The 25,380-nt window shown below is 55.1% G+C and carries 28 protein-coding genes and 1 pseudogene; 15 read left to right on the forward strand and 14 right to left on the reverse strand.

Features of this window, described 5'->3' with window-relative positions:
- Nucleotides 1-216: 216 nt before the first annotated feature.
- Both ACP7EW_RS05570 and ACP7EW_RS05575 read left to right on the forward strand, forming a co-directional pair.
- A complete protein-coding gene (locus ACP7EW_RS05570) occupies nucleotides 217-543 on the forward strand; it encodes a hypothetical protein (protein ID WP_426215823.1) in 327 nt (108 codons plus the stop codon).
- A 167-nt stretch (nucleotides 544-710) separates the two neighbouring features.
- The gene (locus tag ACP7EW_RS05575) at nucleotides 711-2,204 is read left to right on the forward strand and encodes a sensor domain-containing diguanylate cyclase (protein WP_426215825.1); all 1,494 of its coding nucleotides are present in this window, start codon (nucleotides 711-713) and stop codon (nucleotides 2,202-2,204) included.
- A 197-nt stretch (nucleotides 2,205-2,401) separates the two neighbouring features.
- Here the strand turns inward: ACP7EW_RS05575 and ACP7EW_RS05580 are convergent, their stop codons facing one another.
- Nucleotides 2,402-2,962 (reverse strand): fasciclin domain-containing protein, encoded by a 561-nt coding sequence (locus tag ACP7EW_RS05580; protein WP_426215827.1) that lies wholly within the window; start codon nucleotides 2,960-2,962, stop codon nucleotides 2,402-2,404.
- 730 nt (nucleotides 2,963-3,692) lie between these two features.
- Between ACP7EW_RS05580 and ACP7EW_RS05585 the strand changes: the two genes are divergently transcribed.
- The 3 genes from ACP7EW_RS05585 to ACP7EW_RS05595 all read left to right on the forward strand — a co-directional run bounded on the left by ACP7EW_RS05585 (nucleotide 3,693) and on the right by ACP7EW_RS05595 (nucleotide 4,842).
- Nucleotides 3,693-3,977 (forward strand): hypothetical protein, encoded by a 285-nt coding sequence (locus ACP7EW_RS05585; RefSeq protein WP_426215829.1) that lies wholly within the window; start codon nucleotides 3,693-3,695, stop codon nucleotides 3,975-3,977.
- Between the two features lie 63 nt (nucleotides 3,978-4,040).
- Complete coding sequence (locus ACP7EW_RS05590) at nucleotides 4,041-4,358, forward strand: hypothetical protein (RefSeq protein ID WP_426215831.1); 318 nt, start codon at nucleotides 4,041-4,043, stop codon at nucleotides 4,356-4,358.
- A 238-nt stretch (nucleotides 4,359-4,596) separates the two neighbouring features.
- Nucleotides 4,597-4,842, forward strand: coding sequence for a hypothetical protein (locus tag ACP7EW_RS05595; protein ID WP_426181027.1), 246 nt, complete (start codon nucleotides 4,597-4,599; stop codon nucleotides 4,840-4,842).
- Between the two features lie 63 nt (nucleotides 4,843-4,905).
- Here ACP7EW_RS05595 and ACP7EW_RS05600 read toward each other — a convergent pair whose 3' ends face one another.
- Both ACP7EW_RS05600 and ACP7EW_RS05605 read right to left on the reverse strand, forming a co-directional pair.
- Nucleotides 4,906-5,565: a hypothetical protein gene (locus tag ACP7EW_RS05600; protein WP_426215833.1), complete on the reverse strand. Its 660-nt coding sequence runs from the start codon at nucleotides 5,563-5,565 to the stop codon at nucleotides 4,906-4,908.
- Between the two features lie 128 nt (nucleotides 5,566-5,693).
- Nucleotides 5,694-6,404 carry an SOS response-associated peptidase family protein gene (locus ACP7EW_RS05605; RefSeq protein ID WP_426215835.1) on the reverse strand — a complete coding sequence of 237 codons (711 nt, stop codon included), beginning with the start codon at nucleotides 6,402-6,404 and terminating at the stop codon, nucleotides 5,694-5,696.
- Nucleotides 6,405-6,502: 98 nt separating this feature from the next.
- Here ACP7EW_RS05605 and ACP7EW_RS05610 point away from each other — a divergent pair, with 98 nt between their 5' ends.
- Nucleotides 6,503-6,934, forward strand: coding sequence for a LexA family protein (locus ACP7EW_RS05610; protein ID WP_426215837.1), 432 nt, complete (start codon nucleotides 6,503-6,505; stop codon nucleotides 6,932-6,934).
- A complete protein-coding gene (umuC, locus tag ACP7EW_RS05615) occupies nucleotides 6,921-8,201 on the forward strand; it encodes a translesion error-prone DNA polymerase V subunit UmuC (protein ID WP_426215839.1) in 1,281 nt (426 codons plus the stop codon). Before ACP7EW_RS05610 ends, umuC begins: the two co-directional genes overlap by 14 nt.
- A gap of 124 nt (nucleotides 8,202-8,325) precedes the next feature.
- Here the strand turns inward: umuC and ACP7EW_RS05620 are convergent, their stop codons facing one another.
- The 4 genes from ACP7EW_RS05620 to ACP7EW_RS05635 all read right to left on the reverse strand — a co-directional run bounded on the left by ACP7EW_RS05620 (nucleotide 8,326) and on the right by ACP7EW_RS05635 (nucleotide 11,904).
- On the reverse strand, nucleotides 8,326-10,014 hold the full coding sequence (locus ACP7EW_RS05620) for a hypothetical protein (RefSeq protein WP_426215841.1): 1,689 nt from the start codon (nucleotides 10,012-10,014) through the stop codon (nucleotides 8,326-8,328).
- Nucleotides 10,015-10,534: 520 nt separating this feature from the next.
- Nucleotides 10,535-10,918: a hypothetical protein gene (locus tag ACP7EW_RS05625; RefSeq protein WP_426215843.1), complete on the reverse strand. Its 384-nt coding sequence runs from the start codon at nucleotides 10,916-10,918 to the stop codon at nucleotides 10,535-10,537.
- Nucleotides 10,919-11,009: 91 nt separating this feature from the next.
- Entirely contained in the window at nucleotides 11,010-11,300 is a 291-nt protein-coding gene (locus tag ACP7EW_RS05630) for a hypothetical protein (protein ID WP_426215845.1), read from the reverse strand.
- Nucleotides 11,301-11,508: 208 nt separating this feature from the next.
- Nucleotides 11,509-11,904, reverse strand: coding sequence for a DUF6957 family protein (locus tag ACP7EW_RS05635; RefSeq protein WP_426215847.1), 396 nt, complete (start codon nucleotides 11,902-11,904; stop codon nucleotides 11,509-11,511).
- 128 nt (nucleotides 11,905-12,032) lie between these two features.
- On the opposite strand from ACP7EW_RS05635, the gene ACP7EW_RS05640 reads away from it, so the two are divergent.
- Nucleotides 12,033-12,503 carry a helix-turn-helix domain-containing protein gene (locus tag ACP7EW_RS05640; protein ID WP_426215849.1) on the forward strand — a complete coding sequence of 157 codons (471 nt, stop codon included), beginning with the start codon at nucleotides 12,033-12,035 and terminating at the stop codon, nucleotides 12,501-12,503.
- Nucleotides 12,504-12,805: 302 nt separating this feature from the next.
- Nucleotides 12,806-13,414 (forward strand): annotated as a pseudogene (locus ACP7EW_RS05645) (mechanosensitive ion channel family protein); the annotation flags it as partial.
- A gap of 2 nt (nucleotides 13,415-13,416) precedes the next feature.
- Here ACP7EW_RS05645 and ACP7EW_RS05650 read toward each other — a convergent pair.
- The 4 genes from ACP7EW_RS05650 to ACP7EW_RS05665 all read right to left on the reverse strand — a co-directional run bounded on the left by ACP7EW_RS05650 (nucleotide 13,417) and on the right by ACP7EW_RS05665 (nucleotide 16,517).
- The gene (locus tag ACP7EW_RS05650) at nucleotides 13,417-14,109 is read right to left on the reverse strand and encodes a hypothetical protein (protein ID WP_426215851.1); all 693 of its coding nucleotides are present in this window, start codon (nucleotides 14,107-14,109) and stop codon (nucleotides 13,417-13,419) included.
- A gap of 272 nt (nucleotides 14,110-14,381) precedes the next feature.
- Nucleotides 14,382-15,260 (reverse strand): carboxylate/amino acid/amine transporter, encoded by an 879-nt coding sequence (locus ACP7EW_RS05655; RefSeq protein WP_426215853.1) that lies wholly within the window; start codon nucleotides 15,258-15,260, stop codon nucleotides 14,382-14,384.
- 202 nt (nucleotides 15,261-15,462) lie between these two features.
- Nucleotides 15,463-16,062 (reverse strand): FMN-dependent NADH-azoreductase, encoded by a 600-nt coding sequence (locus ACP7EW_RS05660; protein ID WP_028617425.1) that lies wholly within the window; start codon nucleotides 16,060-16,062, stop codon nucleotides 15,463-15,465.
- Between the two features lie 140 nt (nucleotides 16,063-16,202).
- The gene (locus ACP7EW_RS05665; RefSeq protein ID WP_033900621.1) at nucleotides 16,203-16,517 is read right to left on the reverse strand and encodes a hypothetical protein; all 315 of its coding nucleotides are present in this window, start codon (nucleotides 16,515-16,517) and stop codon (nucleotides 16,203-16,205) included.
- Nucleotides 16,518-16,566: 49 nt separating this feature from the next.
- Between ACP7EW_RS05665 and ACP7EW_RS05670 the strand changes: the two genes are divergently transcribed.
- From ACP7EW_RS05670 to aqpZ, 5 genes are all read left to right on the forward strand, one after another.
- On the forward strand, nucleotides 16,567-17,490 hold the full coding sequence (locus tag ACP7EW_RS05670; RefSeq protein ID WP_038848033.1) for a LysR family transcriptional regulator: 924 nt from the start codon (nucleotides 16,567-16,569) through the stop codon (nucleotides 17,488-17,490).
- Nucleotides 17,491-17,504: 14 nt separating this feature from the next.
- Entirely contained in the window at nucleotides 17,505-18,308 is an 804-nt protein-coding gene (locus tag ACP7EW_RS05675; protein ID WP_426215855.1) for an alpha/beta fold hydrolase, read from the forward strand.
- 3 nt (nucleotides 18,309-18,311) lie between these two features.
- Nucleotides 18,312-18,875, forward strand: a complete 564-nt coding sequence (locus ACP7EW_RS05680; RefSeq protein ID WP_033900612.1) for a peptidylprolyl isomerase — start codon at nucleotides 18,312-18,314, stop codon at nucleotides 18,873-18,875.
- A 93-nt stretch (nucleotides 18,876-18,968) separates the two neighbouring features.
- Nucleotides 18,969-20,801, forward strand: coding sequence for an ABC transporter ATP-binding protein (locus ACP7EW_RS05685; RefSeq protein ID WP_061449217.1), 1,833 nt, complete (start codon nucleotides 18,969-18,971; stop codon nucleotides 20,799-20,801).
- A 131-nt stretch (nucleotides 20,802-20,932) separates the two neighbouring features.
- Complete coding sequence (gene aqpZ, locus ACP7EW_RS05690; RefSeq protein WP_033900610.1) at nucleotides 20,933-21,634, forward strand: aquaporin Z; 702 nt, start codon at nucleotides 20,933-20,935, stop codon at nucleotides 21,632-21,634.
- A gap of 12 nt (nucleotides 21,635-21,646) precedes the next feature.
- Here the strand turns inward: aqpZ and ACP7EW_RS05695 are convergent, their stop codons facing one another.
- A complete protein-coding gene (locus tag ACP7EW_RS05695; RefSeq protein WP_426215858.1) occupies nucleotides 21,647-22,771 on the reverse strand; it encodes a GNAT family N-acetyltransferase in 1,125 nt (374 codons plus the stop codon).
- A gap of 283 nt (nucleotides 22,772-23,054) precedes the next feature.
- On the opposite strand from ACP7EW_RS05695, the gene ACP7EW_RS05700 reads away from it, so the two are divergent.
- A complete protein-coding gene (locus ACP7EW_RS05700) occupies nucleotides 23,055-24,407 on the forward strand; it encodes a putative porin (protein ID WP_426215860.1) in 1,353 nt (450 codons plus the stop codon).
- A 107-nt stretch (nucleotides 24,408-24,514) separates the two neighbouring features.
- Here ACP7EW_RS05700 and ACP7EW_RS05705 read toward each other — a convergent pair whose 3' ends face one another.
- Both ACP7EW_RS05705 and ACP7EW_RS05710 read right to left on the reverse strand, forming a co-directional pair.
- Nucleotides 24,515-24,760 (reverse strand): anti-sigma factor family protein, encoded by a 246-nt coding sequence (locus ACP7EW_RS05705; RefSeq protein WP_426215862.1) that lies wholly within the window; start codon nucleotides 24,758-24,760, stop codon nucleotides 24,515-24,517.
- Nucleotides 24,754-25,368 (reverse strand): RNA polymerase sigma factor, encoded by a 615-nt coding sequence (locus ACP7EW_RS05710; protein WP_016979344.1) that lies wholly within the window; start codon nucleotides 25,366-25,368, stop codon nucleotides 24,754-24,756. Before ACP7EW_RS05710 ends, ACP7EW_RS05705 begins: the two co-directional genes overlap by 7 nt.
- Nucleotides 25,369-25,380 lie beyond the last annotated feature (12 nt).

The raw sequence follows: 25,380 nt of genomic DNA on the forward strand, positions 1-25,380 counted from the left end.
TCTTCAGCATCCTCGCCGCATGGATGTCGATAGCAATTTCTATGTTGTGGGGGGTATTGCGAATCTCACGTGGGCACAACTCACTGATGCATAACTATGTAGCTGGCACTCGCGGGAAGTGCCAACCAGCTAAGAAGGCGTTGCCATTCAACACCAATGCGAGCTGATGCTAGAGACGAAACACGACTGGCGAACGAGCACTTTGGAGCCTCACCGATGTATCCGACTACACCCGATGGCCGCTATTTTGTGGTGAACGGTAAACTCTGGCGCTGCAGTAACCCGTCATTACCAGAAGACGCTCGGCAGAAGTTGGTTAACGAGCTTATGGACGCGCGTCGCGAAATCAAGACCGCCAAAGCGTCAGGAAATGAAATCAAGCTGAAGGCCGCGCGAGCTAGGGTTCAAAAAGCCAAGATTGAGCTGGGTGAACGAGGGCCTGTGTGGTGGCATGACGGTTCCGGCGACCTAAATCAGTGTCTTGTAAAAAATACATGCTATTCGGATTGGCACAAATCTCTTGCGGCTAAGCTAAAGAAATAAAGGACATTCGCAGCCTGATCTGTTCACTCCCCCCTTTGCCTATACAAACGTATCGACATGGCTATTTCATGGAGAAAACTTTTTATGAAATAGCTCAATCAGTATGCTGACTCTTTCTAAATGGCAGGCTATTTTTACGCAGGTAAGCTCTTTCATAAGGAAATGATGTGAAGCGCGACATCCACCTCGTTATTTTGCTTTTGACTATCATTGGCATTTCCCTCGCATCGCTGACCATCTGGCGAGTTGAGGCCTCTAGGGACAGAGCCTTGCAAGAAGCAGACACGCATGGTTTGAATCTCGCTCAGGCACTGACTACTTATTCAGAAGGCATCGTAAGGCAAAGCTCACTACTTTTACTGGGGCTAGTAGAAAGGCTCGAAACGGAAGGTAGCGAACCTCTTCAAATTCAGCGCCTTGCTGCTCTTATTGACCGACAGCAGCCGTTAATGCCTCAACTGAGTGGCATCACAATTTACGACCGACAAGGCCACTGGCTGTTGTCGTCAAACCGGCCTATACCCAGCGGCGCAAACAGTAGTGATCGAGCGTACTTCATACATCACCGAGATAATCCCTCACGAGAAACGTTCATCGGGTCGCCTATTCGCAGCAGGTCAAATCAGGAGTGGGTCATTACTATAAGTCGTCGCTTCAACGACTCTCATGGAGCGTTTGCTGGGGTGGTCGCAGTGACCCTAGGAGTCGAAAACTTTCTTAAGCTGTTTGGAAAAATCGATCTGGGCCGAGATGGGGCTATTGGACTGTCTGCAAGTGACGGAGCGCTCCTGGTGCGCTATCCCTTTCGCGAGGAAGACATGGGTCGCAACTTTTCTCAGTCACCTCTATACATGCAATATCTGGTTGATCAATCCGTAGGCACAGCCTCGTTTACGTCAAGCCTAGACGGTGTTGATCGCCTCTATGCCTTTCGCAAGAGCGACGAACAACCGTTGATTACCACTGTTGCTCTGGGCAAGCAGGAGGCATTAGCGGGTTGGCGTATGGAATCGACGCTGTCCTTCGTAGTGGTCGGTAGCCTCATGGCAATCACTGCGACAATCTGCTGGCTGCTCATTCAACACATTAATCGACGCATCAAGATAGAAGCGGAATTACGGATCACTCAGCAGCAACTCATGGCTTCTAATCGACAGTTAGAACTGTTAGCGATGAAGGATGCTTTGACCGGACTGGCGAACAGAAGGTGTTTTGATGAGACGCTTTCGATGGAGGCTCGGCGGGCTCAGCGAGATGGCTTTTCTTTAGCTTTGTTGATGATCGATATCGATCATTTCAAGCTGTTCAACGATTCCCTCGGGCACATCGCAGGCGACGACTGCCTCCGCACTGTCAGCAGAGTTCTAGAGGAATGTGTACGCCGCCCACCAGATCTAGTCGCACGCTATGGCGGTGAAGAGATCGCTATCATCATGCCAAACACAGACTACCCTGGCGCCATGGTAATTGCAGAATTGATTCTTGATAGATTACTCCAGGAAAATATCCCTCATCCAAAATGCCCACTGGGACGTGTGACAGTCAGCATAGGAATCGCCATCGCCGAGCGCGAGAGTCTCAGTGAATCGCATCAACTGGTTGAAGTAGCTGACGCTGCGCTATATACAGCTAAAGCTGGTGGCCGCAACCAGTACAGGTAAAGCAAATAGCTTGTCAGAATGAGTTATTTTACGGCCCCAACCTATTGTCGATAGCCTTTTACTCATCGAAGGTAATCGAGATGTCGCCGAATGGGCTCCGTGCATTGAGGCTAACTCCTAGTCTCACAAAGAACCTAACCTCAACCTGTGACTTATGAACGCGGACTCCTTAGCAAGAGTCCGCGAGAAAAGGACGTCTACTTCGGCATCAAAACAGTGTCGATCACATGAATGACACCATTGGACTGCATGACATCCGCAATCGTGATAGCCGCCTTGCCACCCTTAGCGTCCTCCACCCACAGCTTGCCGTCGTGAGCCCAGATCGTGAGTGACTCGCCTTGCACGGTTTTCAGCACGACTTTACCACCGTGCATTTTGGCCTCATCCGTCAGTTGTTTGCCGGTATAAGTGCCAGCCACCACGTGGTAAGTCAGGATCTTCGTTAGGTCTGCCTTGTGCTCTGGTTTGACCAGCGTATCCACTGTACCAGCAGGCAATTTGGCGAAAGCCTCATTGGTAGGCGCAAACACTGTGAACGGCCCTTTACTATTGAGCGTATCCACAAGCCCGGCGGCTTTTACAGCTGCTACGAGGGTCGTGTGATCCTTCGAGTTCACCGCGTTTTCAACGATTGTTTTATTCGGATACATTGCAGCGCCGCCGACCATCACGGTGTCCGCTGCAAAGCTGAGACCCGTGTTGAGGCATAGAAGGGTGAAGCAAGCGATAACAATGCGTTTCATGAAATTGTGCATGGCGCGTCTCCTTGATTCGTCGACCCATCGAATGACGGGTACTGAATGTACGGAGGAGGATCTCAAACGGATGCAGCACATTTTTTCTTTTCGAACCAGTAAGCATCCAGGGATACACCTTCGCGCATCAACCTGAATTATTCGAGCCGGACAAGGCCTGCCAACGGCGGATGGGAGTGAAAAGCCCTTATGAGGGAAACTGACGATTGCGTACCTTTAAAATATGCTTCCCATTTTCTAACCCTTTTGAACGGCTCAAATAATATTTGATTTCGACACCCACCAGGCCCTTTGCTGTGCGGATCAAGCTAGGTCTCATGGTCAATATCCTACAGACAAAAAAATAAAGTTTTCGCTATCCTCCAAGGCTGGATACGCATGAGCGGAATGGAGTCTATGGGCGAGCATTGGGTTGCTATCACTTCTCTTTTGTTAATGGCATGGGTCGTTTTTATCGCGTTGGCCATTGAGAAATTTCTTCTTTAATGCCGAGAGTCATTGTCGAGCCCTTGCAATTTGAAAATATTTTATAGACGTGCACGAAACCCTCAATGTAGTTGCACCCAAACCAGCACCTTCCAACGCAGCTTACGTTCATCAGGCACCACATTTAAGCTAGGAATTGGGGGCTTTTTTTATGAGTGCTGGAGCCGGAGTCGCCTACACTGAAGACCCACCCATGCGGTCAACGGAGTTCCTCCTACACATTTTCAACTTTAGGCCTACTTCCATGGACAAGCCCCTCACCAATCCCTTAGCGCTGGACAACGCCCAGCAATGGTTTAATGACCTGATATCCCTTTCAGACCCCGACTACCTGCGCTCTCGATTGCGCCATCACATCGATGCTTACCGCGTTCAAGCCCTGAAGCTGCACAACTCGAAGAGCCTTTTTAACCAGTTGATCGGTTTTCTGGACACTTTGGTGGCCTGCGAGGTCATAACCCCCCAGCTCGGTCGCGAATTCAACCTACGCCTGATCATCGGCTTTGAGTCAGCATGGATGAAATCGTAAGTGCTGTAGCGCCCGACTAGCCCAGCTGTCTTACTCCAACCTTTGACCACTGACGGATGCCCCATGTTTACTGGCGTACTTGACCCGGATTTAGAATCACACTTACTCCAGGAACAACTGGCAATCTTCCATCGCGAACATCTCATCGAGGCCGCGCTGATCGAGCGCATCATGGACGCGTTGGATTACGAAAAAACCGCGATTCGTGGAGAGCTCCGTGTTCGCGGTATGGTCTTGGCCCTCGGCAATCAATTGGCCAAGCGCTCAGATGGCAGCGTGGAGCGCTTGTACGGATGGCTAGCTCACTTTGTCAAAGACGGTGCCTTGACCCAAAAGCAAGCCACGTTGTTCACCGTCGAGATCCGAGCACTATTCTCTTGAATGCACCAGAAAAAAACATAGGCTTCGACCGTCTACACCAATCGCTGCGTCCCTGCCATGAAAGGTGGGGCCATGGAGGTTATTACGTCAATCGCTCAAATTTTCACGTGCGGCAGTTCGTCAATGAAGCGCGCAAGTCTCTCCGGCATGCGAGCCTCTTTGTTTTGGCCAGTCCATTAGCCAAACACTCTTGGAGTGAGCTGCACGATTTACCTGCTGACCAGCCGAGAGTAGACGCATGAGTATTTTAAACGGTTTGGGCTTGTTCAATCTGCCGCCACTTATCCGTGATCACGCCATGACGCATTTGGGGCGGCTGATAATTGCGGCAGATGCACAGACCTTGGATCGTGAGCAAGTGAGCGCTGATGGCTTCGTCGAAGGCCTGGCCGCCGCGCGTGCCGTCACACCAGCGTCGATTGAGGCACTATATTTGGCGATTGAGCACATTGCAGCGGATCGTCTGAAGGAGCTGGGTCAGTGATCGCAGACGCGATACATTCGGACACGTTGAAAGCGCTGGTCTCCGCCCTGCTCTCTGCCTGCATCAACTCGGCGGAGTTGTCGACGAACAGCCCGTCACTTGTGGGTAAATCTGGCAAACCAGCATAATTTTGTTATTGGGCTCAAAGCCATGATCAATCATGCAACGCTGCACTTGTGCTGTGCGTCCGATGCTTGCGACATCTAGATTTGACCCGAGTGGTTTTGCATAGCCGCACGCATACATCACTGGCAGGGCTTCGCTGTCATTAGCTACCTTGAATGAAAAATGGCGTGATGCTCCCGCTTTACGCCATGAGACCTGCATACGTTCATCCCGGCCTGAATTAGGCTTGATTGGGTGAAATGCTTCATCTTCAACAAACGGTAACGCTTCGAGCTGGGACAAGCTGAGCGGACTGCCCTGCCTTTCTTCAACGCAGGCCGGCATATTCTTCATTATGTCGCAGTATTCAAAGCCGTCTTTTCGAATAAAACCGAGACGCTGCATGCACTGAAAGTGGATTATTTGTTCGTTTATTGGGAAATGGTTTTGTGGCCCTGCTACAGGGTCGCCACATTCTGCCATTGCGGCTTTAACGCCCTCTACGGTGGTAGAAGCGCGTTTCCATTGGGTGAAAGAAGCCGGTGGCGGGCACCCAGTGAGTAAAAGTACAGATGAAATCAGGACTGGGATGGTTATGATCTGAGACTTGCTGAACATATTTTTCCTTAATTTATGTCAGGCCACACGAATGATGCCCATGTCCTAGGGTCACCAACTGAGTTGAAAGGCTTAACAGCGTCGCAGCTGTCTCCCATCAACATCACGACATGTACGGCGCCCGCTAATCATTCTTCGACGTCTGACGCCCCTGCGAGCGGCTTAACTAATTCTGGGCCTTGATTACTAACGTTACCCACAGCCTTGCTTACCTTGTACCACCGAAAATCGCCAGCAGGCCTGCAGTTCTCAATGGCGATCTCACGCGCGCGATCAGCTGAAGTATCTGGGGCAATCCATTCGCGGGCATGCTCAGGGGCCAGAACCAGCGGTTTGCGATCATGGATATCGACCATCCCTTCATCACTGGCGGCAGTGATGATGACAAAGCCGTCATGTGGGTCTGGCTCCAGGCCCTGGTGAACCTCAGCTAAACCAGCGAAGAACATTGGAGCTTGATCCCTCAGGGCAATGAAGTAAGGCTGCTTTTTCTTTGAGTCAGCCGGATCTTTGACCCACTCAAACCACCCGTTTGCCGGTGCGAGGACGCGACCGTTTGGCCAGAGCTGACTGAAGAATTTCCCAGTCATGGCCGTTTCAACCCTGGCATTTATCGGGTCAGGACGCTTTCCTTTCGCCCAAAATGGCGACCACCCCCACTTCACCTTATCAATGCTGAGCTGCTCGTCCACTGTCCTAATAATCTCCACGCGAGTAGAGGGTGCGACGTTGTATCGCTCCACTGGCCAAAGATCGTAGCCGTTGATCACCAACTGCTCTGGCGCAAGCTCCTTGAGGTAGTGATCCATCGACTCGTAGATCGAGTAGCGTCCGCACATGGTGTCACCCGTCGAATTGTCGTACCTAAGAGATTGACCGCAAGCGAACCAAATCGTTAACTGTATGCATGTACAGTTAACCTCCTAAGGCTTGCATCATGAGCATCACCATCCTGGGCCCTCTCGCGTCTGGCGGTAGAAAGCTTCCTCTCTATTCATCCAGGGTGCCGGCAGGCTTCCCCTCCCCTGCGGCTGATCACATCGAAAAGCACATCTCCCTTGATGAGCTGTTCGATATTCGAGCCCCGCACGTGTACCTGGTGAGGATCGACGGAGACAGTATGCAGGGCGCAGGTATCTATTCCGGGGATCTGGTGGTTGTTGATCGAAGCGTAGATCCGGTCAGTGGAGATATCGTCATCGCAGCTCTCAATTCCGAGCCATTCTGCAAGCGCCTGCATTTGGGAGACAACACCGTGATCCTCCTTTCCGAAAATCCAAAATATCCAGCAAGACATGTGATGGAAGGCGACGATCTTGTAATCTGGGGAGTGGTGAAATACAGCGTCCGTGATCATGACAACACCTGAGCCAGTATTCGCGCTGATTGACTGCAACAGCTTTTACGCGAGCTGCGAGCGCGTTTTCAGACCAGACCTAGCCAAGACACCCATCGTGGTGCTCTCGAACAACGACGGCTGTGTGATTGCGCGCAGCTACGACGCCAAACCCTTTGTGAAAATGGGCCAGCCGTACTTCCAGATCAAAGACCATCTACGCCGGCATGGGATCGTGGCCTTCAGCAGTAATTACGCGCTCTATGGCGACATGAGTGAGCGGGTCATGACGATCATTGAGTCGCTGGTGCCAGCGCTAGAGGTCTACAGCATTGATGAGGCGTTTGCCAATCTCACTGGCGTCCCTGTAGATCTGTCTGCATTCGGACGGCACATGCGATCCACGCTTCTCAAACGCACAGGCATTCCTGTCGGTGTAGGCATCGCACGCACCAAGACGCTGGCCAAGCTCGCCAACCATACCGCCAAGCGACTGCCGGACATCACTGGCGGCGTGGTCGATCTCTGCGATCCGTTCAAACGCGATTGGACGCTACGTAATACCGACGTCGGAGAGGTTTGGGGTGTTGGCAAACGAATGAAGTTGCATCTGGAGGGGATGGGGATCAGGACGGCAATGGATTTAGCGAAAGCCGATGCCTGGATGCTTCGCCAGAAATTCAGTGTTGTTATTGAGAAGACCGCTAGAGAGCTCGCTGGTACACCCTGTCTCGAACTAGGTGAGGCTGACCCACCCAAACAGGAAATCTGCTGCAGTCGGATGTTCGGAACACGCCTCACCGACATTGAACCAATCAAGGAGGCGGTAGCTACTTACACCCAGCGCGCAGCGGAAAAGCTCCGAGCGCAAAACTCGCTGTGCAAGAAGATCCGCGTGAGCATTCGCACCGGCATGTTCAATCCCGAGGAAGCGAAATATGCGAATGGCGCACTCGTCGAACTACCCTACCCGACAAACGATGTTCGACTCATGACCAAGGCTGCTACAGAAGCGGTAAATCGTCTCTTTCGACCGGGCTTCAAGTACAGCAAAGCGGAGGTTCTGCTGATGGATCTCCGCCAGCCTGGCGAGTTCACCGATGATCTGTTCGCTAAGTCTCAGCCTACGATGGCAGACAAAGTGATGAGCGTTTTGGACGAGATCAATGGTCGCTGGGGAAAGGGTGTTCTACGAGTTGCCAGTGTCCCGGTGGCGCCAGGTTGGGCGATGCGTCGGGAGCTGATGAGTCAGAGCTACACCACGAAGGTGGATCAGCTGTGGACGGTAAAGGCTAGTTAAGAAGCCATTAAAAGTGGACGGCAGTGTACGTAACCGACTGCTTACTGCCTAAAGCAGCCGCTCACAAGCGACTGCTCCCCCAATTTGTGTAACTTCCGAAAAAACGGGGATAGTTTCTGGAAAATCAACGCACGTTCAAATTTTTTATAATCCAGTCTTTCAGTTTGAAAGTGTAGTGACTGAGAACTAATAACCCTGCTACAACAATTACTGAAGCGCCTATACCGTATAGTTTTGCAAGATCGCCGTTTTCCGGGGCCGCATCAAAGTATTTCGCGACTGGCTGCATCAACTCAGGTGATAGCGTGGCAGAAGCAATAATTCCGAATATCATTGTGATTCGGCGCGTGTAAGATTCTGATTTGATCTTATCGTCTAACTCAAGGGCTTTGCGAACAGTTTCAATCTTCTTATGCAGCAGCTTGTAAATCGTAGCTAGTTGGTCGCCTTTCTGAACCTCCTCGATATATTTGGCGATTTCTCCATATTTATGCGCAGACAAGAGAGTCTCCTCAAATCCCAGTATATCTAGCTCGATGCGGGCAACGTCTATTGCTGTCTTGCATTTGTCTAGCCCTAGGGAAGCGTAAGAATAATATATTTGTATGAAGTGCGAGGCTTCATTCAGCACTTGAATGTCGGAGGTTAAGTTATTGAAGGTGTAAGAGCAATGTTGCTCGACAAAATCCTCTACCTGCGAGGACGCCAACATTAATGATACAGGCTCGGAATAAAAGTTATTGTAGTCGTCAAAGTTCCTCATATCCTTATGATTTAAATCGGCATGAGTTATCTTATCCGTTAGAAAGGCTCGAGCCATTACGCTATTGACTAGCTGTTTGTGGGTAGACCAGTTTTCGGATGAACTCCATTTTTGATTGGTATGTGAGCTAATGTAAAGTATCGGTTTGCCACGCCAGTGTTGTCCTATGGAGTCGTCTTTGTACTGGCTACCATACCATCTGATGCGAGTTTGAACGGAACCTGCCGCAATGGTGCGCGCGACCACCGATAACAAATTTCGCGCTATATCTGTTAGAGTAAGTTGATCGGTGTGTACAAGTTCGTAGACAGTTAGACGCTCGCCTACGAACTCCATTTCTCCCGGAGTGTTCAACGCTGCACCCATGATGGTTTCAAATGCTTCTCGCTGAACAATTCTTTCCCTCCGAGACATTTGGGCCATCTGACATTCGGTGCACGCTAAGTGCAATTCTCTTTCACACAATACTGATGTAAGGTTTCGTTGCGACTTATTGACTTCGATACGTACTATTCTTTGAGTCGAACACTCTTCAAAACCAGCAATGGTTGGCAACGAAATACTGATTATGCCGCCCGTGTAAACTCTAATATAAGGAATGAGCAGCTCATGAGCTTCGTCTCCTTCACATCTGATTGCAATTGGACGCATGAATACTCTAGCGCTTTCTGTGGGAAAGCCATATGCAGAGTTGAACAAGCGCTTGTCAGACAAGAGCAAATCGAGAGCTAAAGATAAAGCATAGGAGTTGGAGTCGCCCGAGTTCGCTTTGAGAAAATCGTTATGCCCAGATACAGTCATGCCTTGTTCGGTTATTGTTGACTCAATGCTTAACTGTTGTGATCGAAGCCTGTTGTCTTCTGTAAAGTAAATTTTTCCACTGCTGGTTAACGCGAAACTAAAGGCATCAGATTCAGCAAGAATTTCGCACATCCCTTCGAGATTCACGTCTCCAGCAATCTTCGAAGAATACAAGAAAGTTGCAGTACCAGAGTATGTATTGTCTTCGTAGGTGCTCTCGAGACTTGCTTCCATATCGGGTAATATCATCGCCTAGACTTCCTTGTAGCTGATGCTACTATGCGGTGCTAATAACATGAATTATTGCACGAAACCTACCTCTCAGCTACGGTTTAAAGTTCACAATGCTCATCAACCAATCATCTAGAGTTAAATTTGTTATTATTGGCGGAAAAGCCACGCAGTATATAAGCCGAAACTCAGCTATTGACTCTCACCTCTAGGTCAAGAAAAAAGCTTGATTTGTGTCGATATTTTAGTTTTTGGCGGTGAACTCGCATCGCTAAGGTGTTCCCATTGCTGGTTGTTGACATCCTATAGGCAACTCAATGCCAGCTTCTGGTCGACTCCGGCCTGTCGTGACAGACAGCTCTCGGCCATAAGCTTCCGTTGCAGGCGCTCCCAGGAACTGCAGACAGTTGGGTACTGTTAAACGCGTCGTTCCTTCGCGAAGCGTCTAGTTTAACTCTCATGTTCCAGTCGGACGACTCCCGCTACAGCTGCCCTCCCCGCAAGGTGCTTGTCCAAAAACGTAACTCCCCGCTCAATATCACTGGAGCTGTCGCGGGGTTACGTGATGCTGCCCTTGTGAAAGACGCAGGAAGTCACGAAGACTGGCACGCCCATTAGTACGCTGAAATGTTGCGAGAACGTATCTGGAGTTTTCGGTCGTCATCACCCAAAATTTCCCCTCGCGTTCGACTTTCAACACATCGGACGTCCGAATCAGATGGCCATCACCGAACCGACCGTACTGGTCTTTTCGCTTGTGGCCAAACACCACACCAACGCCTGCACGTGACCTGATGGAAACTCCGCAAAGATAAGCGGTAACCGGCACGTCAAAGCCTTGCTCCTGAGCTTTAATGATTCGCTTGAGATCGAAATCTGTGTGGCGTTTTCCGTGGAAATTGACATCAATGGTGTCGAGCATCGTTGCGCTCCAATGGGCAGTCCATATGGTGTTATCAGGAATTTCACACGCAACCAGAGGCGCTGGTATCGTGGTGAATTATTGGTAAATTTCAGGCTGATCGAATCATGCTTGAGAGAAAGATGGGCCTCAGGTTGGCCAGCGCATCAATCTGGAAGTCTCGCTGATGTGATGTGTGATACACCGCCCCCTTAGCCACCTCCAGTAAGCAAACTTCAGAACCAGACCTGTCCTCGCCTACGGTTACTCTGGTTAACTGCTCCATCTGCCAGCCTCCGGACTTATTCATCCAAGATGGCGTCACAGCCATAATCTCGGTGATAGCTAAATCCGCACCCTGGCTTACCAACATTTTTTGAAGCTGTGGGGTGTCATCAATCATCACCGCGCATTCGCTGAATCGACCGTCGTTTTCGACACAGAGGGTGAGGTGATACCAAGGCGTTCGGAGGAGCCTTGACACTCCGCGCCAATGGGATACGCCCTCCCCGAACAATCCTGGGACGCCAATCAAGTCGTTGTCTATGGTTCTAAACATGTGTCGCCTCATCTGCTGGAGCACGTCAGTTACCCAGCAAACCAGTTGGTAATCAAAAAAGGGAAAATATCGCTTCGATGGAGGAAGACTTGCGATGGCCCGGCCCGAGCAAAACGTAGATGGAATTCCGCGTAGCGAATAAAAAGCCCTCATTGAAGGTGGTGCCCATACTGGAGCGCACCCAATGGCCGGGCTCGAATCTTCTCTGTTCGTCATGCACCACTTTGTGAGCAAACAGGAACATTGGCTGGCAGCCGGCAGCGATTATCTTGGCTCGTTCGGCGTCGGTGACTATGGCGTCCAGGATGATCCACTCTTCGACGACGCATAAGGGCATCCATTTGTAATGTTCTCGAGCAGCCAGGAGCACATCTTCAAGGGACATTTTAGAGCCTACTAGAGCAATTCCTTCTTCGCCCAAAAGCCCATTTTTGAGCCCTCTTTCCATCCACTGCGTCCCCGCCAATAATTACACACAAATTGACGATCAAAGCCCTGACCGCCACCCATATAACTATAGCTCTTTGCGTGGCGGCAGGCAAACGCGGCATACCGTTCGTTTTTGGGGAGCTTGCGATGTCGCTGCGTTATTCCTTTGCAGCATCTCTTCAGTTGCTACGCACTCGTAAAGGGCTGCTCCAGGAGGATATCGCCAACGTCGGCGGTTCGGTCTCTCAGCCCTATGTGAGCAAGCTAGAACTCGGAAAGAGTGTGGTGAGCCTCGATACGAGCTATCAGCTAGCAACCGCGTTGAAGGTGGAGCCGATCACCCTCCTAGCCCTAACGGTTGCCTCTCATGATCAAAAAACAGCTAGGGAACTGCTGCTGACTGCGCTTGCGGAGCTGGATGCTCTAGAACTGGCTGACGCGAGCCTGCCAATGGAGCCAGCAGAATTGCCCCGCCATGGGACGGATAGCGCCAGAAAGAAGTTGAAAGCGGTTCATGATTTGAAGAAGAGAGGATTCACCCAGGTTCAGGCAGTGAAGGAGCTGGACATCCCCGAGTCGACTCTACGTCGATTGTGGCATCAGAAGTTCGAGGATTAAGGCTGTTGAAGCAAATGCAACGAAGGCACTTGGCTGGCGGAATCCCTTGCATTGAGGGACAGCACTCTCGGTAGGCCGCAGGAACAAGCATGCTTTCAGGCAGCAAGAGCAGGGTACGCCAGAAAGGGCTTGAGGTGACTGGATCGTCTCGGACAATCATTTTGTCGAGTATCAGTGTCCACACCTAGCAACCTAAGGGTTTGCCGGTCTTGTCCATTTTTAGAGAAAAAGATGGACAACTGTAGTTATCTGTAAGTATCTGTTCTTGATGAGTTTTGCATGTCCATTTTATAGCCTTCTCACGGGTGTCGATTTTCGACAAGACCATCGTCTCCATCCCCACCTGGCGCCTGATGTCCGAGTCGTTCAAGAACTGGCGCGGCATGCAGGCCTCCGGCGGGCGCCGTATCAAGCGCAGCCTGTTCATCGACGCCAGCGGCGTGCGCTTCCTGCGTGACGATGAGGAAGTACGCATGACCCAGGTGCACCTGCTCACCGACTACATCGGACGCAAACAGGCCGAACTCAAGGCCTGGAACGAAGCCCAGGGCCATAGTGCGCAACTCTCGGCCAACCGCCGTCGCATGACCAACCTCGGCACCTTCCGCGCTTATGCCCTGGCCTACCTGAAAAGCCACCCGGACATCCAGCCGAACATGACCTGCATGGTGCGCCAGATGCAAACCACCGCCCAGGGTGTGCCGCTGGAGATCTACTGCTTTACCCGCACCACGGCGTGGGCGGACTACGAGCGGATCCAGGGGGATATTTTTGATTACCTGCTGGCGGTGCTGCCGGAGTTTGGCTTGAGCCTGTATCAGCATCCGAGTGGGAATGACTTGCGTGCGGGGGTTTTGCCTGCGGTGTTGGGGGCCAGTCATTTGCCTACACCGGAAAAAACCGTGATATAGCGCTATTGAGATTTTGAGGCCGGTTGGGTGGCCGGACGCTTCGCCGCCTCCCGCCAGTGACTCCAATCGACTAATGCAGTAGGGAGTCGATCGTGGCTTTTTAACCAAGCGCACAAACCAGGATCAATCCACTGCACTACTTCTGTGATATCCCGATGCAAGGCAAATAGCGGTTGCCATAGGAGTGGCTCGTGGTGGAAACAGCGATTTCGCAGGTCCCTCGCATTGTTCAGGCGGCTACGAATAACGTCAGCTTTCTTGGCGTTTCTTGGGCAGTAGAAAAATACCTTCATCAAAGGCTTGGAAACATCCGGAAAGGCCTTTCGATTGAACAGTGAAGTCCAGAAGCCAAAGCTCAACTCAGCCGTGATGTCGTCCGGACCTGGGTCGACACCTCTTTTCATGAGTGCCGTACGCGCGTCGTCTACTTTTTGATAGCTGGAGCGAAGCTCTGGATTGGTGCTTGCCTTGAAGGCCTCGTACCAGTCGTCACGTCGGTACTCGCGCACCATCTCGCGCTGAATACTGTTGCGCAGCCCAACTTCAAGCACGTGAAAAATCGAGACCAGGGACTCTGCGATCCTCATATTGTGCACATAGGCAGCAGCGGCATGCTCTTTATTGCCCTGATGCCCCATGAGGTAGCGGTTCATTCGTGGTGTGGAGAGCTTCGCCTCCAACGTTTGCCAGACCATCTACCCGCAAGCTCCCTTTAGCGCAAAGAAATGTACAAGCGCGAGCGATAGTGCAGACAGGTTCTTTTGCTTGAAATAAACATACTGTTGCCGAATGGTGCAGTTGACCTAAACCGGCGCCATAGGGGGTTGACGTAAAAATCGCGGCTGGTAATCTCACCCCGCAGCCCTAGGAACCTCCACTCCCGTGCGACACGAAACGGTGACGAGACTAGGTTATGTGACGGCCCCGCTTTGCGGGGCCTCCGCATTTCTGGCGATCCAACTTTTTGCTAAGACGCTTTTTTCACTGCACCACTGCCCGGTTGATTGCCCAACCTACTGATCCACACCGCCCCCAGAATCACCAACCCACCCAAGGCCAGCCGCCCCAGCGGTTCATGCTGGTTCCAGATCAGCAAGTTCAACAGCAACCCCACCGGCACATGCAGGTTGTTCATCACCGCCAGCGTGCCGCCCTGCACCAGGCAGGCGCCCTTGTTCCACCAGTACATGCCCAGCGCCGTACTGACCAACCCGAGGAACACCAGCACACCCCATTGCAGCGGTGCATCGGGCAGGTAGTTGGCCTTGCCAAACATCAGGAACGCCGGTAACACCACCAGCAATGCGCCCACGTAGAAGAAACCAAAGCGGCGGTAATGCGGCTGGTCGCTTGGGTAGCGTTTGACCAGGTGCTTGTACATCACCTGCCCGGCGGCGTAGGTGAAGTTAGCCAGTTGCAGCAACAGGAAACCCCCGAGGAAGTGCGCAGTGATCTGGTCGAAACGGATCACCGCCGCGCCCGCCACCGCCACCAGCGCGGCAATCAACGCCCAGGGGTTGAAGCGCCGGTTGAGCGCATCCTCGATAAGCGTCACGTGCAATGGCGTGAGAATGGTGAACAACAGCACTTCCGGCACCGTGAGCACGCGAAAGCTCAGGTACAGGCACACGTAGGTCACGCCGAACTGTAGCGCGCCGATCACCAGCAGGCCGCGCATGAAGCCCGGTTCCACCGAGCGCCAGCGCGTCAGCGGGATGAATACCAAGCCGGCCAGCAGCACGCGCACCAGCACGGCGAAGTAGCTGTCGACGTGGCCGGCGAGGTATTCGCCGATCAAGCTGAAGGAAAATGCCTGAATCAGGGTGACAACCAGTAAGTAGCCCATGCGCGCCTCGTATCGAATGGGCGGGACATTAAAGGTTTTCGGCGGTTGAAGAAACTCGGGGCAAAAAAAACCCGACCTCGCTAAAGCGGCAGTCGGGCAGGAGCACTCAGGAGCAAAAGTGCAAAGGGAGGTCTGTTACGCGTACTTGAAGGGCTTGCGTGGAGCTAGATAACCATCGCGGGATTATCTGGCGATTAACGGATCAAGCGACCTGGGCCAACAGCGCCTTGGCGTGGTTGATGCCCTTCTCTTGGAAGTCACCGCTCAAGTTCACTCCTTCGGCGTGAATGAAGGTGACGTCATGAATCCCGATAAAGGCCATGACCTGGCGCAGATAGGGTTCCTGGTGATCGGAGCTCGCGCCGGTATGGATGCCGCCGCGCGCAGTGAGCACGATGGCGCGTTTGCCGGTCAGCAGCCCCTGTGGCCCGGTGGCGGTGTACTTGAAGGTCACACCGGCGCGCAACACGTGGTCCAGCCAGGCTTTGAGGGTGCTGGGGATAGCGAAGTTGTACATCGGCGCGGCCATCACCAGCACGTCGGCCGCAAGCAATTCGTTGGTCAATTCGTCGGAGCGATCCAGGGACGCCTGCTCGCTGTCGTTGCGTTGATCCGCTGGCTTCATCCAGCCGCCGAGCAGGTTGGCGTCCAGATGCGGAACCGGGTTGAGGGCCACGTCACGTACGGTGATCTGGTCCGCCGGGTGAACGGCCTGCCATTGGCTGATGAATTGCTGGGTCAGTTGGCGGGAAATCGAATCCTGCTGGCGGGCGCTGCTTTCGATGATCAGAACATTGGACATGGCTTTGTAGGCTCCATCGGAAATTGCTGTAAGTCGATGGAGTGGAGATTAAAACAGAGCCAATTCGATAAAAAAGCGCAAAAAACTGCTATAACTCATCTATAAATTTGTTTATAAGCGGAGCATGCTCCGCTGCTGGGCTACTTTGGTGCGCAAGCCAGGGCAATACGCATCTTGATAATGGCGCGGTTGAACTTGACCGTGGTGTTGGTGCTTTTGCCCGCCGGCACCGTGACCGTTCTGCGGCGCGGCGATTCCGGGCCGTTGGTGAAGGTTACCGAGCAGACCGCGTCTTGAGTGCCGTAGTTATTGAGTTGAATCGAGCTGATATCACCGTCCACATCGGAGGCGGTGTAGTCGATGCTGACGCCGTCGATCTTTTTCGTCACGTCGATAGGGTAGGCAAATGCACTCAACGGCAGCAGCGCCAGCAACACACAACAGAATTTTCTCATTCGGCAGTCTCCAATAAGGACTGTCAGCTTAGGACAAGAGGAACCCATCTTGAAAGCGCCCCGCGTTACCCTCGATCAATGGCGCACGCTGCAAGCCGTGGTCGACCATGGCGGCTTCGCCCAGGCGGCCGAAGCGCTGCACCGTTCGCAGTCCTCGGTGAGCTACACCGTGGCCAGGATGCAAGACCAGCTTGGCGTTCCGCTGCTCCGCATCGACGGGCGTAAGGCCGTGCTCACCGACGCAGGAGAGGTGCTGTTGCGCCGCTCCCGACAGCTGGTGAAAAACGCCAGCCAGTTGGAAGACCTTGCCCACCATATGGAACAAGGCTGGGAAGCCGAGGTGCGCCTGGTGGTGGATGCGGCCTATCCGAACGCACGCCTGGTGCGCGCGCTCACTGCATTCATGCCTCAAAGCCGGGGTTGTCGTGTGCGCCTGCGTGAAGAAGTGCTGTCGGGTGTTGAAGAGCTGCTGATGGAAGGCGTGGCGGACCTGGCGATTTGCGGCTTCAGCATCCCGGGCTACCTGGGCACGGAAATGAGCGATGTGGAATTTGTCGCCGTGGCGCATCCCGAGCACTCCTTGCACCGCATGAATCGCGAGCTGAGCTTTCAGGACCTGGAGAGCCAGATGCAAGTGGTGATCCGCGACTCCGGCCGCCAGCAACCGCGCGATGTAGGCTGGCTCGGCGCTGAACAGCGTTGGACCGTCGGCAGCCTGGCGACCGCCGCGGCCTTTGTGGGCAGCGGCCTGGGCTTCGCGTGGTTGCCCCGACACATGATCGAACGCGAACTCGCCGAGGGTGTGCTCAAGCAACTACCCTTGGAACAGGGCGGCAGCCGTCACCCCACGTTCTTCCTGTATTCCAACAAAGACAAACCGTTGGGGCCGGCGACGCAGATCCTCGTGGAACTGCTGCGCACCTTTGACACAGCCCCCTTGGACGCGCCTTTCGCCGCCCCGCAGCAAGCCTGAAACGGAGTTCATGCATGGCCTGGTTCGACCACGAAGGATGCAGCCTGCACTACGAGGAATACGGCCACGGCACGCCGCTGATCCTGATCCACGGCCTGGGCTCCAGCAGCCAGGATTGGGAGCTGCAGATTCCGGTGCTGGCCAGGCATTACCGCCTGATCGTGGTGGATGTGCGCGGCCACGGGCGCTCGGACAAACCGCCCGAGCGCTACAGCATCCAGGGCTTCACCTTTGATCTGCTGGCGTTGATCGAACACTTGGACTTGCCGCCCGCCCATGTGGTGGGCCTGTCCATGGGCGGCATGATCGCCTTCCAACTGGCGGTGGACGAACCCGCGCAGGTCAAGAGCCTGTGCATCGTCAACAGCGCGCCAGAGGTGAAGGTGCGCAGTGCCAATGATTACTGGCAATGGGCCAAACGCTGGAGCCTGGCGCGTGTGCTCAGCCTGGCCACTATCGGCAAGGCGCTGGGCGACCGTTTGTTTCCCAAACCGGAGCAAGCCGACCTGCGCCGCAAGATGGCCGAGCGCTGGGCAAAAAACGACAAACGTGCTTATCTCGCCAGCTTCGATGCCATTGTGGGATGGGGCGTGCAGGAACGACTTTTCAGAATCACCTGTCCAACCCTGGTCATCAGCGCCGACCACGATTACACCCCCGTGGCGCAAAAAGAAAACTATGTAAAACTGCTGCCCGATGCGCGACTGGTGGTGATCGAGGATTCCCGCCATGCCACGCCCTTGGACCAACCCGAAGTCTTTAACGCAACCTTGCTCGATTTTCTAAAGACAGTCGAAACCACTACCCAGGATCACTGACCCATGTTGAAAAAAATCGCCTTCTTCGCCGGTTCTGTTCTGTTTGCCGCCAACCTGATGGCCGCCGAGCCCGTCAAGGCGCCCCACGTATTGATCACCACCACCAATGGCGACATCGAGATCGAACTGGACCCGGTCAAGGCGCCAATCAGCACCAAGAACTTCCTGGCCTATGTCGACAAGGGCTTCTACACCAACACGATTTTCCACCGCGTGATCCCAGGCTTCATGGTGCAGGGGGGCGGGTTTACTCAGTCGATGTCGCAAAAGCCAACTGAAGCGCCGATCAAGAACGAAGCCAGCAATGGCCTGCATAACGTACGTGGCACCCTGTCCATGGCGCGCACCAGTGACCCGGATTCGGCCACCAGCCAGTTCTTCATCAACGTGGCCGACAATGCCTTCCTCGACCCAGGCCGTGATCGCGGTTATGCCGTATTCGCCAAAGTGGTCAAGGGCATGGACGTGGTTGATGTGATCGTCAACTCGCAGACCACCACCAAGCAGGGCATGCAGAACGTGCCAATCGATCCTGTGTACATCAAGTCGGCCAAGCGCATCGACTGAGGTAACAGGGCTTTATTCAGGTAGCCCCGCGCGGTGCCCACAAGGTACCGCGCGTATTTGAAAGGAGAGCCCGCCCTGCGGGCGTCAACCCTAATGCTCTATCGTCGTTTTGAACAACTGATCGATATTTTCCGCGACGCTCCCAGCGAAGCCCCGCCCGACAAAGTCCTGCCTTTCTACCTCTACTACCTTCGCCAGGTGTGGCCGCATTTCGCCGCTTTGCTGGTGGTGGGCCTGATCGGCGCGTTGATCGAAGTCGCGCTGTTCAGTTACCTGAGCCGCATCATCGACCTGGCCCAAGGCACGCCGCCGGCCAACTTCTTCCAGGTGCACAGCACTGAGCTGATCTGGATGGCCGTGGTCGCGCTGCTGTTGCGCCCGATCTTCGGCGCCCTGCATGACCTGCTGGTGCACCAGACCATCAGTCCCGGCATGACCAGCCTGATCCGCTGGCAGAACCACAGTTACGTGCTCAAGCAGAGCCTGAATTTCTTCCAGAACGACTTCGCCGGGCGTATTGCCCAGCGCATCATGCAGACTGGCAACTCACTGCGCGACTCTGCGGTGGCGGCAGTGGATGCGATCTGGCACGTGGCGATCTACGCCATCAGCTCCCTGGTGCTGTTTGCCGAAGCTGATTGGCGCCTGATGATCCCGCTGGTGAGCTGGATTCTTTGCTACAGCCTGGCGCTGCGCTACTTCGTGCCACGGGTGAAGGAGCGCTCGGTGATTTCCTCCGAAGCGCGTTCCAAATTGATGGGCCGCATCGTCGACGGCTACACCAACATCACCACCTTGAAGCTGTTCGCCCATACCCGCTATGAGCAGGAATACGCCAAGGAAGCGATCATCGAGCAAACCGAAAAAACCCAGCTGGCCAGCCGCGTGGTGACCAGCATGGACATCGTGATCACCACCATGAACGGCCTGCTGATCGTCACCACCACCGGCCTGGCCCTGTGGTTGTGGACGCAGTCGCTGATCTCGGTGGGCGCGATTGCCCTGGCCACCGGTTTGGTGATCCGTATCGTCAACATGTCCGGCTGGATCATGTGGGTGGTCAACGGCATTTTCGAGAACATCGGCCAAGTACAGGACGGCCTGAAAACCATCGCCCAGCCACTCGCCGTGATCGACCGCGAGCATGCCCCACGCTTGAGCGTGCCACGGGGCGAAGTGCGCTTCGAACAGGTGGATTTCCACTACGGCAAGAAGAGCGGGATCATTGGCGGCCTGAACCTTGAGATCAAGGCTGGGGAAAAGATCGGTCTGATCGGCCCGTCCGGTGCTGGCAAGTCAACGTTGGTCAATCTGCTGTTGCGCCTGTACGACCTGCAAGGCGGACGCATCCTGATCGATGGCCAGAACATTGCCGAGGTCGCCCAGGAATCCCTGCGCGAACAGATCGGCATGATCACCCAGGACACGTCGCTGCTGCACCGTTCGATCCGCGACAACCTGCTGTACGGCAAGCCCGACGCCACCGACGAAGAACTCTGGGCCGCCGTACACAAGGCGCGCGCCGATGAGTTCATTCCGTTGCTGTCGGACTCCGAAGGCCGCACCGGGCTGGATGCGCATGTCGGTGAGCGCGGAGTGAAGCTTTCCGGTGGGCAGCGTCAGCGTATTGCCATTGCCCGCGTGCTGCTCAAGGACGCGCCGATCCTGATCATGGACGAAGCCACCTCCGCGCTGGATTCGGAAGTGGAAGCGGCGATCCAGGAGAGCCTGGAAACCCTGATGCAGGGTAAGACGGTGATTGCGATCGCGCACCGGTTGTCGACCATTGCACGGATGGACCGCCTGGTGGTGCTGGAGAAAGGCCAGATCGCCGAAAGTGGCAGTCACGCTGAGCTGCTGGCCCATGGCGGGCTGTATGCGCGGTTGTGGCAGCACCAGACGGGTGGGTTCGTCGGTATCGATTGAACCCTCGCGCCTACACTTTTGCCGCGATCCTGCTGTAATCAGTACAGTGCCCAGACGGGCGCTGAAGTAAATCTGCAGGGAGCATCACTGATTTACGGATCCGGTAGAGCGATCTATCAAGGACGGGTTGCATGTCTTTGTTCAAGCGTTCAATCACAGAGGGGCTAGGTACATTTTGGTTGGTGTTGGGCGGTTGCGGGAGTGCGGTGCTGGCCGCAGCGTTCCCTGCAGTCGGGATCGGGTTGTTGGGTGTGTCCCTGGCATTCGGGCTCACGGTGCTGACCATGGCGTTCGCCATCGGGCATATCAGCGGTTGTCACCTCAACCCGGCCGTGTCGGTGGGACTGGTGGTAGGCGGACGGTTCCCGGCCAGGGAACTGCCGGCGTACATCGTGGCGCAGGTGGTCGGCGGTACGATCGCCGCTGCGCTGCTATATTTCATTGCCAGCGGCAAACCGGGGTTCGAACTGGCGTCGGGGCTAGCGGCCAACGGCTATGGCGAGCATTCGCCCGGCGGTTATTCGATGGCGGCAGGGTTTGTCAGTGAGCTGGTGATGACCGCCATGTTCGTGGTGATCATCCTCGGCGCCACCGACCGCCGCGCCCCGCCGGGCCTTGCGCCCATCGCCATCGGCCTGGCGCTGACGCTCATCCACCTGATCTCCATTCCCGTCACCAACACCTCGGTCAACCCGGCGCGCAGTACCGGCCCGGCCCTGATCGTCGGCGGGTGGGCGATCCAGCAGTTGTGGATGTTCTGGCTCGCGCCGATCCTGGGTGCGGTGATGGGTGGGGTTACCTATCGATGGCTTGGCAAGGAGGCGCCGGGCTGAGGCAAGCTGGGTTCAGCCCTGCCGATAAGGCAGGGCTGCCCTCGCCTCCTGCGCATACGCCACAATCCCCACCCGCTCGCGCTCCAGAAAATCCTCCACCGCATTCTTCAAGCCCGGATGGCGCAGGTAGTGCCATGACCGTGTAATCACCGGCTCAAACCCACGGATCAACTTGTGCTCGCCCTGTGCCCCCGCATCGAAACGTTGCAGGCCATGAGCGATGGCGTAATCCATGCCCTGGTAGAAACAGGTTTCGAAATGCAGGCGGTCGAACTCTGCCAGGCAACCCCAGTAGCGGCCGTAGAAGCTGTCGCCGCCGATCAGGCTGAAGGCCATGGCCACTGGGCGTGTGCCTTGTTTGGCCAGGACCACGCGGATCGCTTCGGGCATGCGCTCGGCCAACAGGCTGAAGAACGCGCGGGTCAGGTAAGGTGATTGGCGGCGGATCGCGTAGGTGTTGGCGTAGCAGGCGTAGACAAAATCCCATTGGGCTTCGCTCAGCTCATGGCCTTGCAGCCACTCGAAGTCGATGCCCTGCCCTGCCACTTGTTCGCGTTCTTTGCGCATCTGTTTGCGCTTGCGTGAACTCAGCGCATCAAGAAAATCCTGGAAGTCGCGGTAACCCCGATTCTGCCAGTGAAACTGACAGCCCAGGCGCTGCAGCCAGCCCGGTTGCTCGGCCAGTGCCGCATCGGCCAGTTCGTCAGTGAAGTTTATGTGGGCACTCGAGAGCCCTTCAATTTCCAGGTAACCCGGCAGGCTTTTCAGCAGTTCGAAACCCTCCTCTGCCCTCGCCGCCAGCAGGCGTGGCCCGGTGACCGGACTGAACGGCACGGCGGTCAGCAACTTAGGGTAATACTCAATGCCTGCCCGCTCGCAGGCATCCGCCCAACCGTGATCAAACACGTACTCGCCGTAGGAATGCCACTTGCGGTAACTGGGCAGTGCCGCCACCAGCCGATCACCTTCCCAATGCAGCAAATGCTCCGGTTGCCAGCCCGATTGCGGGCCCAGGCTGGCGCTGTCTTCCAATGCGCTCAGAAAGGCGTGCCGTACGAATGGCTGGGCCTGTGGCACCAGCGCATCCCAGGCTTGCGGGGCGATCTCGGACAGGCTGTCCAGGCGTTGCAACGGCATCGGCATCCTCACTACTTCAGGGCGTGAAAGCCTGGCGAGTATCGCTGATTGCCGGCCTCGGCACACCCCCGTTTCGCGCGACAAGGCTCTAAACCAATAGTTCCGAACATGAAAAATTTGTCATCTAGATGACATCACTTCGCCACTGCTCCGTCATAAACGATCGTGATACTGACGCCTGTTTTTAGAGCGCCTGGTTCTAGCAGGTGGTTATTTTTCCGTCCGTCATCGGTCGGTTGTGTCCTGGATGGTTTGCCATCCCTCCTCACTTTCGGAGATTGATATGCGTCTTGCTTCCACTAAAACTGCGGCGGTCCTGTGCGGTGGCCTGTTACTGGCCCTGAGCGTCCCGGCCAGCGCTGCAGTCGACGCTAAATTGCTCGACATGCTCAAGGCCAACGGCCAGATCACCAATGCTCAGTACAGCGAACTGCAAGCTGAACTGGCACGGGACCAGAAAGAGCAGCAGATCGCACGGCAAGCTCAACAAGAGACCAACGAACAGATCGCGGCCACCGCGAAGAAAACCAACGAGCTGAGCAGCTTCGACCAGAAGTTGGCCTGGGCGGCCAAGACTCAACTCAAGGGTGACGTGCGCTTCCGCCACGAAACCATCAAGATCGACGGCACCCCGAACAACGGCGGCAAAGACAAGGATCGTGAACGCATCCGTGCCCGTCTGGGCGCCTACACCGAGATCAACTCACAGGTCGACACTGGCATCCGTATCGCCACCGGCAGCAGCGACGACGCCCGCTCCACCAACCAGGACCTGGACGGCTACTTCAACAAGAAGTCGATCTGGTTGGACCTTGGCTACATCGACTACCACCCGACTCAAATCAAGAACCTGCACGTGATCGGCGGCAAAATGCTGCAGCCGTGGGTCAGCATGGGCGATGTGATCTGGGACAGCGATATCAACCCGGAAGGCCTGGCCGTCACCTACAAATATCCACTGGGCAGCAGCGCCGAGCTGTTCGGCAGCCTGGGTAACTACAACCTCAAGGACAACGTCAACGGCGACGGCGTGCAATTTCGCAACGACCTGCGCATGACGGCAGGCCAGTTGGGTTCGCGCTTCTCGCTGACCGACAACCTGAAACTGACCGTGGGCGGTAGCGTCTATGCCTTCCAGAACGACGAAGACAGCCGTTGCCCAACCACCACCGGCACCACCCCTGGCTGCCTGACACCAGGCGAAACAGTGGCAAACACCACCGCCGGCAATGCCAGCGAGTACCGCTTGTATGAAGGCTTCAGCCAAGTCGACATCGGCGGGCTGGCCGTACCGTTGTCGTTCTATGGCCAGTACGTGCAGAACACCAAGGCCACTGACAAAGACAAGGACACCGCCTGGTTGCTCGGTGCCAAGTCCAAAGTGTTTGGTCTGAACCTGGATTACAACTACCGCGACGTACAACGTTATGCGGTGGTGGGTGCCTTTACCGACTCCGATTTCGCCGGCGGCTTCACCGGTGCACGCGGTCACAAGTTCAAGGTCGGATACGACATCGACAAGAACTTCGCCATCGGCGCCACTTACTTCCTGACCAAAGCAGACTACGCCAGCGCCACCGGCTACCGAGATGCGAACGCCAACACCCTGCAGCTGGACGCAGAAGCCAAGTTCTAAATCTAAGTGTTAAAAGCCTTGGGCCAGGACGGCCCGAGGTCGCTGCAACAGTCTTGCGTGGGTGGATCGGTCCCCATCATCCGTCCGATCCATCCACGCGAGCCTGCTTATTCCCCGCCTTTGTGATCCTTGAGTCGTTCTTCAGCCAACCGCTGCGCCAAGGCATCCACACCCTCTACCGGCTCATCCGGCATTATCTTCAGCGTCGCCTGCATCAAGCGCATCTGGCGGATAAACCGGCGGCAGTTCGGGCAGAACATCAAGTGATGACGCACCAGCAGACGCTCACGAAAGGTCAATTGCCCATCGAGATAGTCACTGGAACGTGCCACTTGTTCTTTACAGGTCAACATTCGCCCGTTTCCTCAAAATGCTCCACCGTGGCGAAGACTTTAAGCCGTGCTCGATGCAACAGCACACGGACATTGGAGAGCGACAGCGTCAGAAGATTACAGATCTCTTCCAACTCCAAGCCCTGGCGTTCACGCAGCACCAGCACGCTGCTCTGCAACTCAGACAAACTCAGCAACGTATGCTCCAGGCATTTACGCAGTTCATCCTCGGTCAGCAGGGCTTCCGGAGTGTCCTGGTGCCAGGCGTAGGGGGCGACGGCCCAGTGGCCATCGTCAGGGGAGAAACGGTCATCGCCAATCGTGCCATGGGGCGAAGGCAGGTCGTCGAGCAACACTTCGCGACGATTCTGCTTATAGCGCCCCTTGGCGGCGTTGGCGGTGATGGTCAGCAGCCAGGTCTTGAGGCTGGAACGCCCTTCGAACTTGGCCAGGTTGCGCACCACCGACAGCCAGGCGTCTTGCACGACTTCGTCGGCGTGACGCTGGCCGACAATGGCATAAGCCACCGCCCGCATGGCGCTCTGGTAAGTGGTGACCAATTCCTTGTAGGCCCGCTGCTCACCCTTGAGCAGGCGTTCAAGCAGGTGCGCGTCGTCCGCTGCTGCCATTCAAGACCTCGA

Source organism: Pseudomonas sp. DWRC2-2, from assembly GCF_049897885.1.
GTDB classification, from domain to species: Bacteria; Pseudomonadota; Gammaproteobacteria; order Pseudomonadales; family Pseudomonadaceae; genus Aquipseudomonas; species Aquipseudomonas azotoformans_A.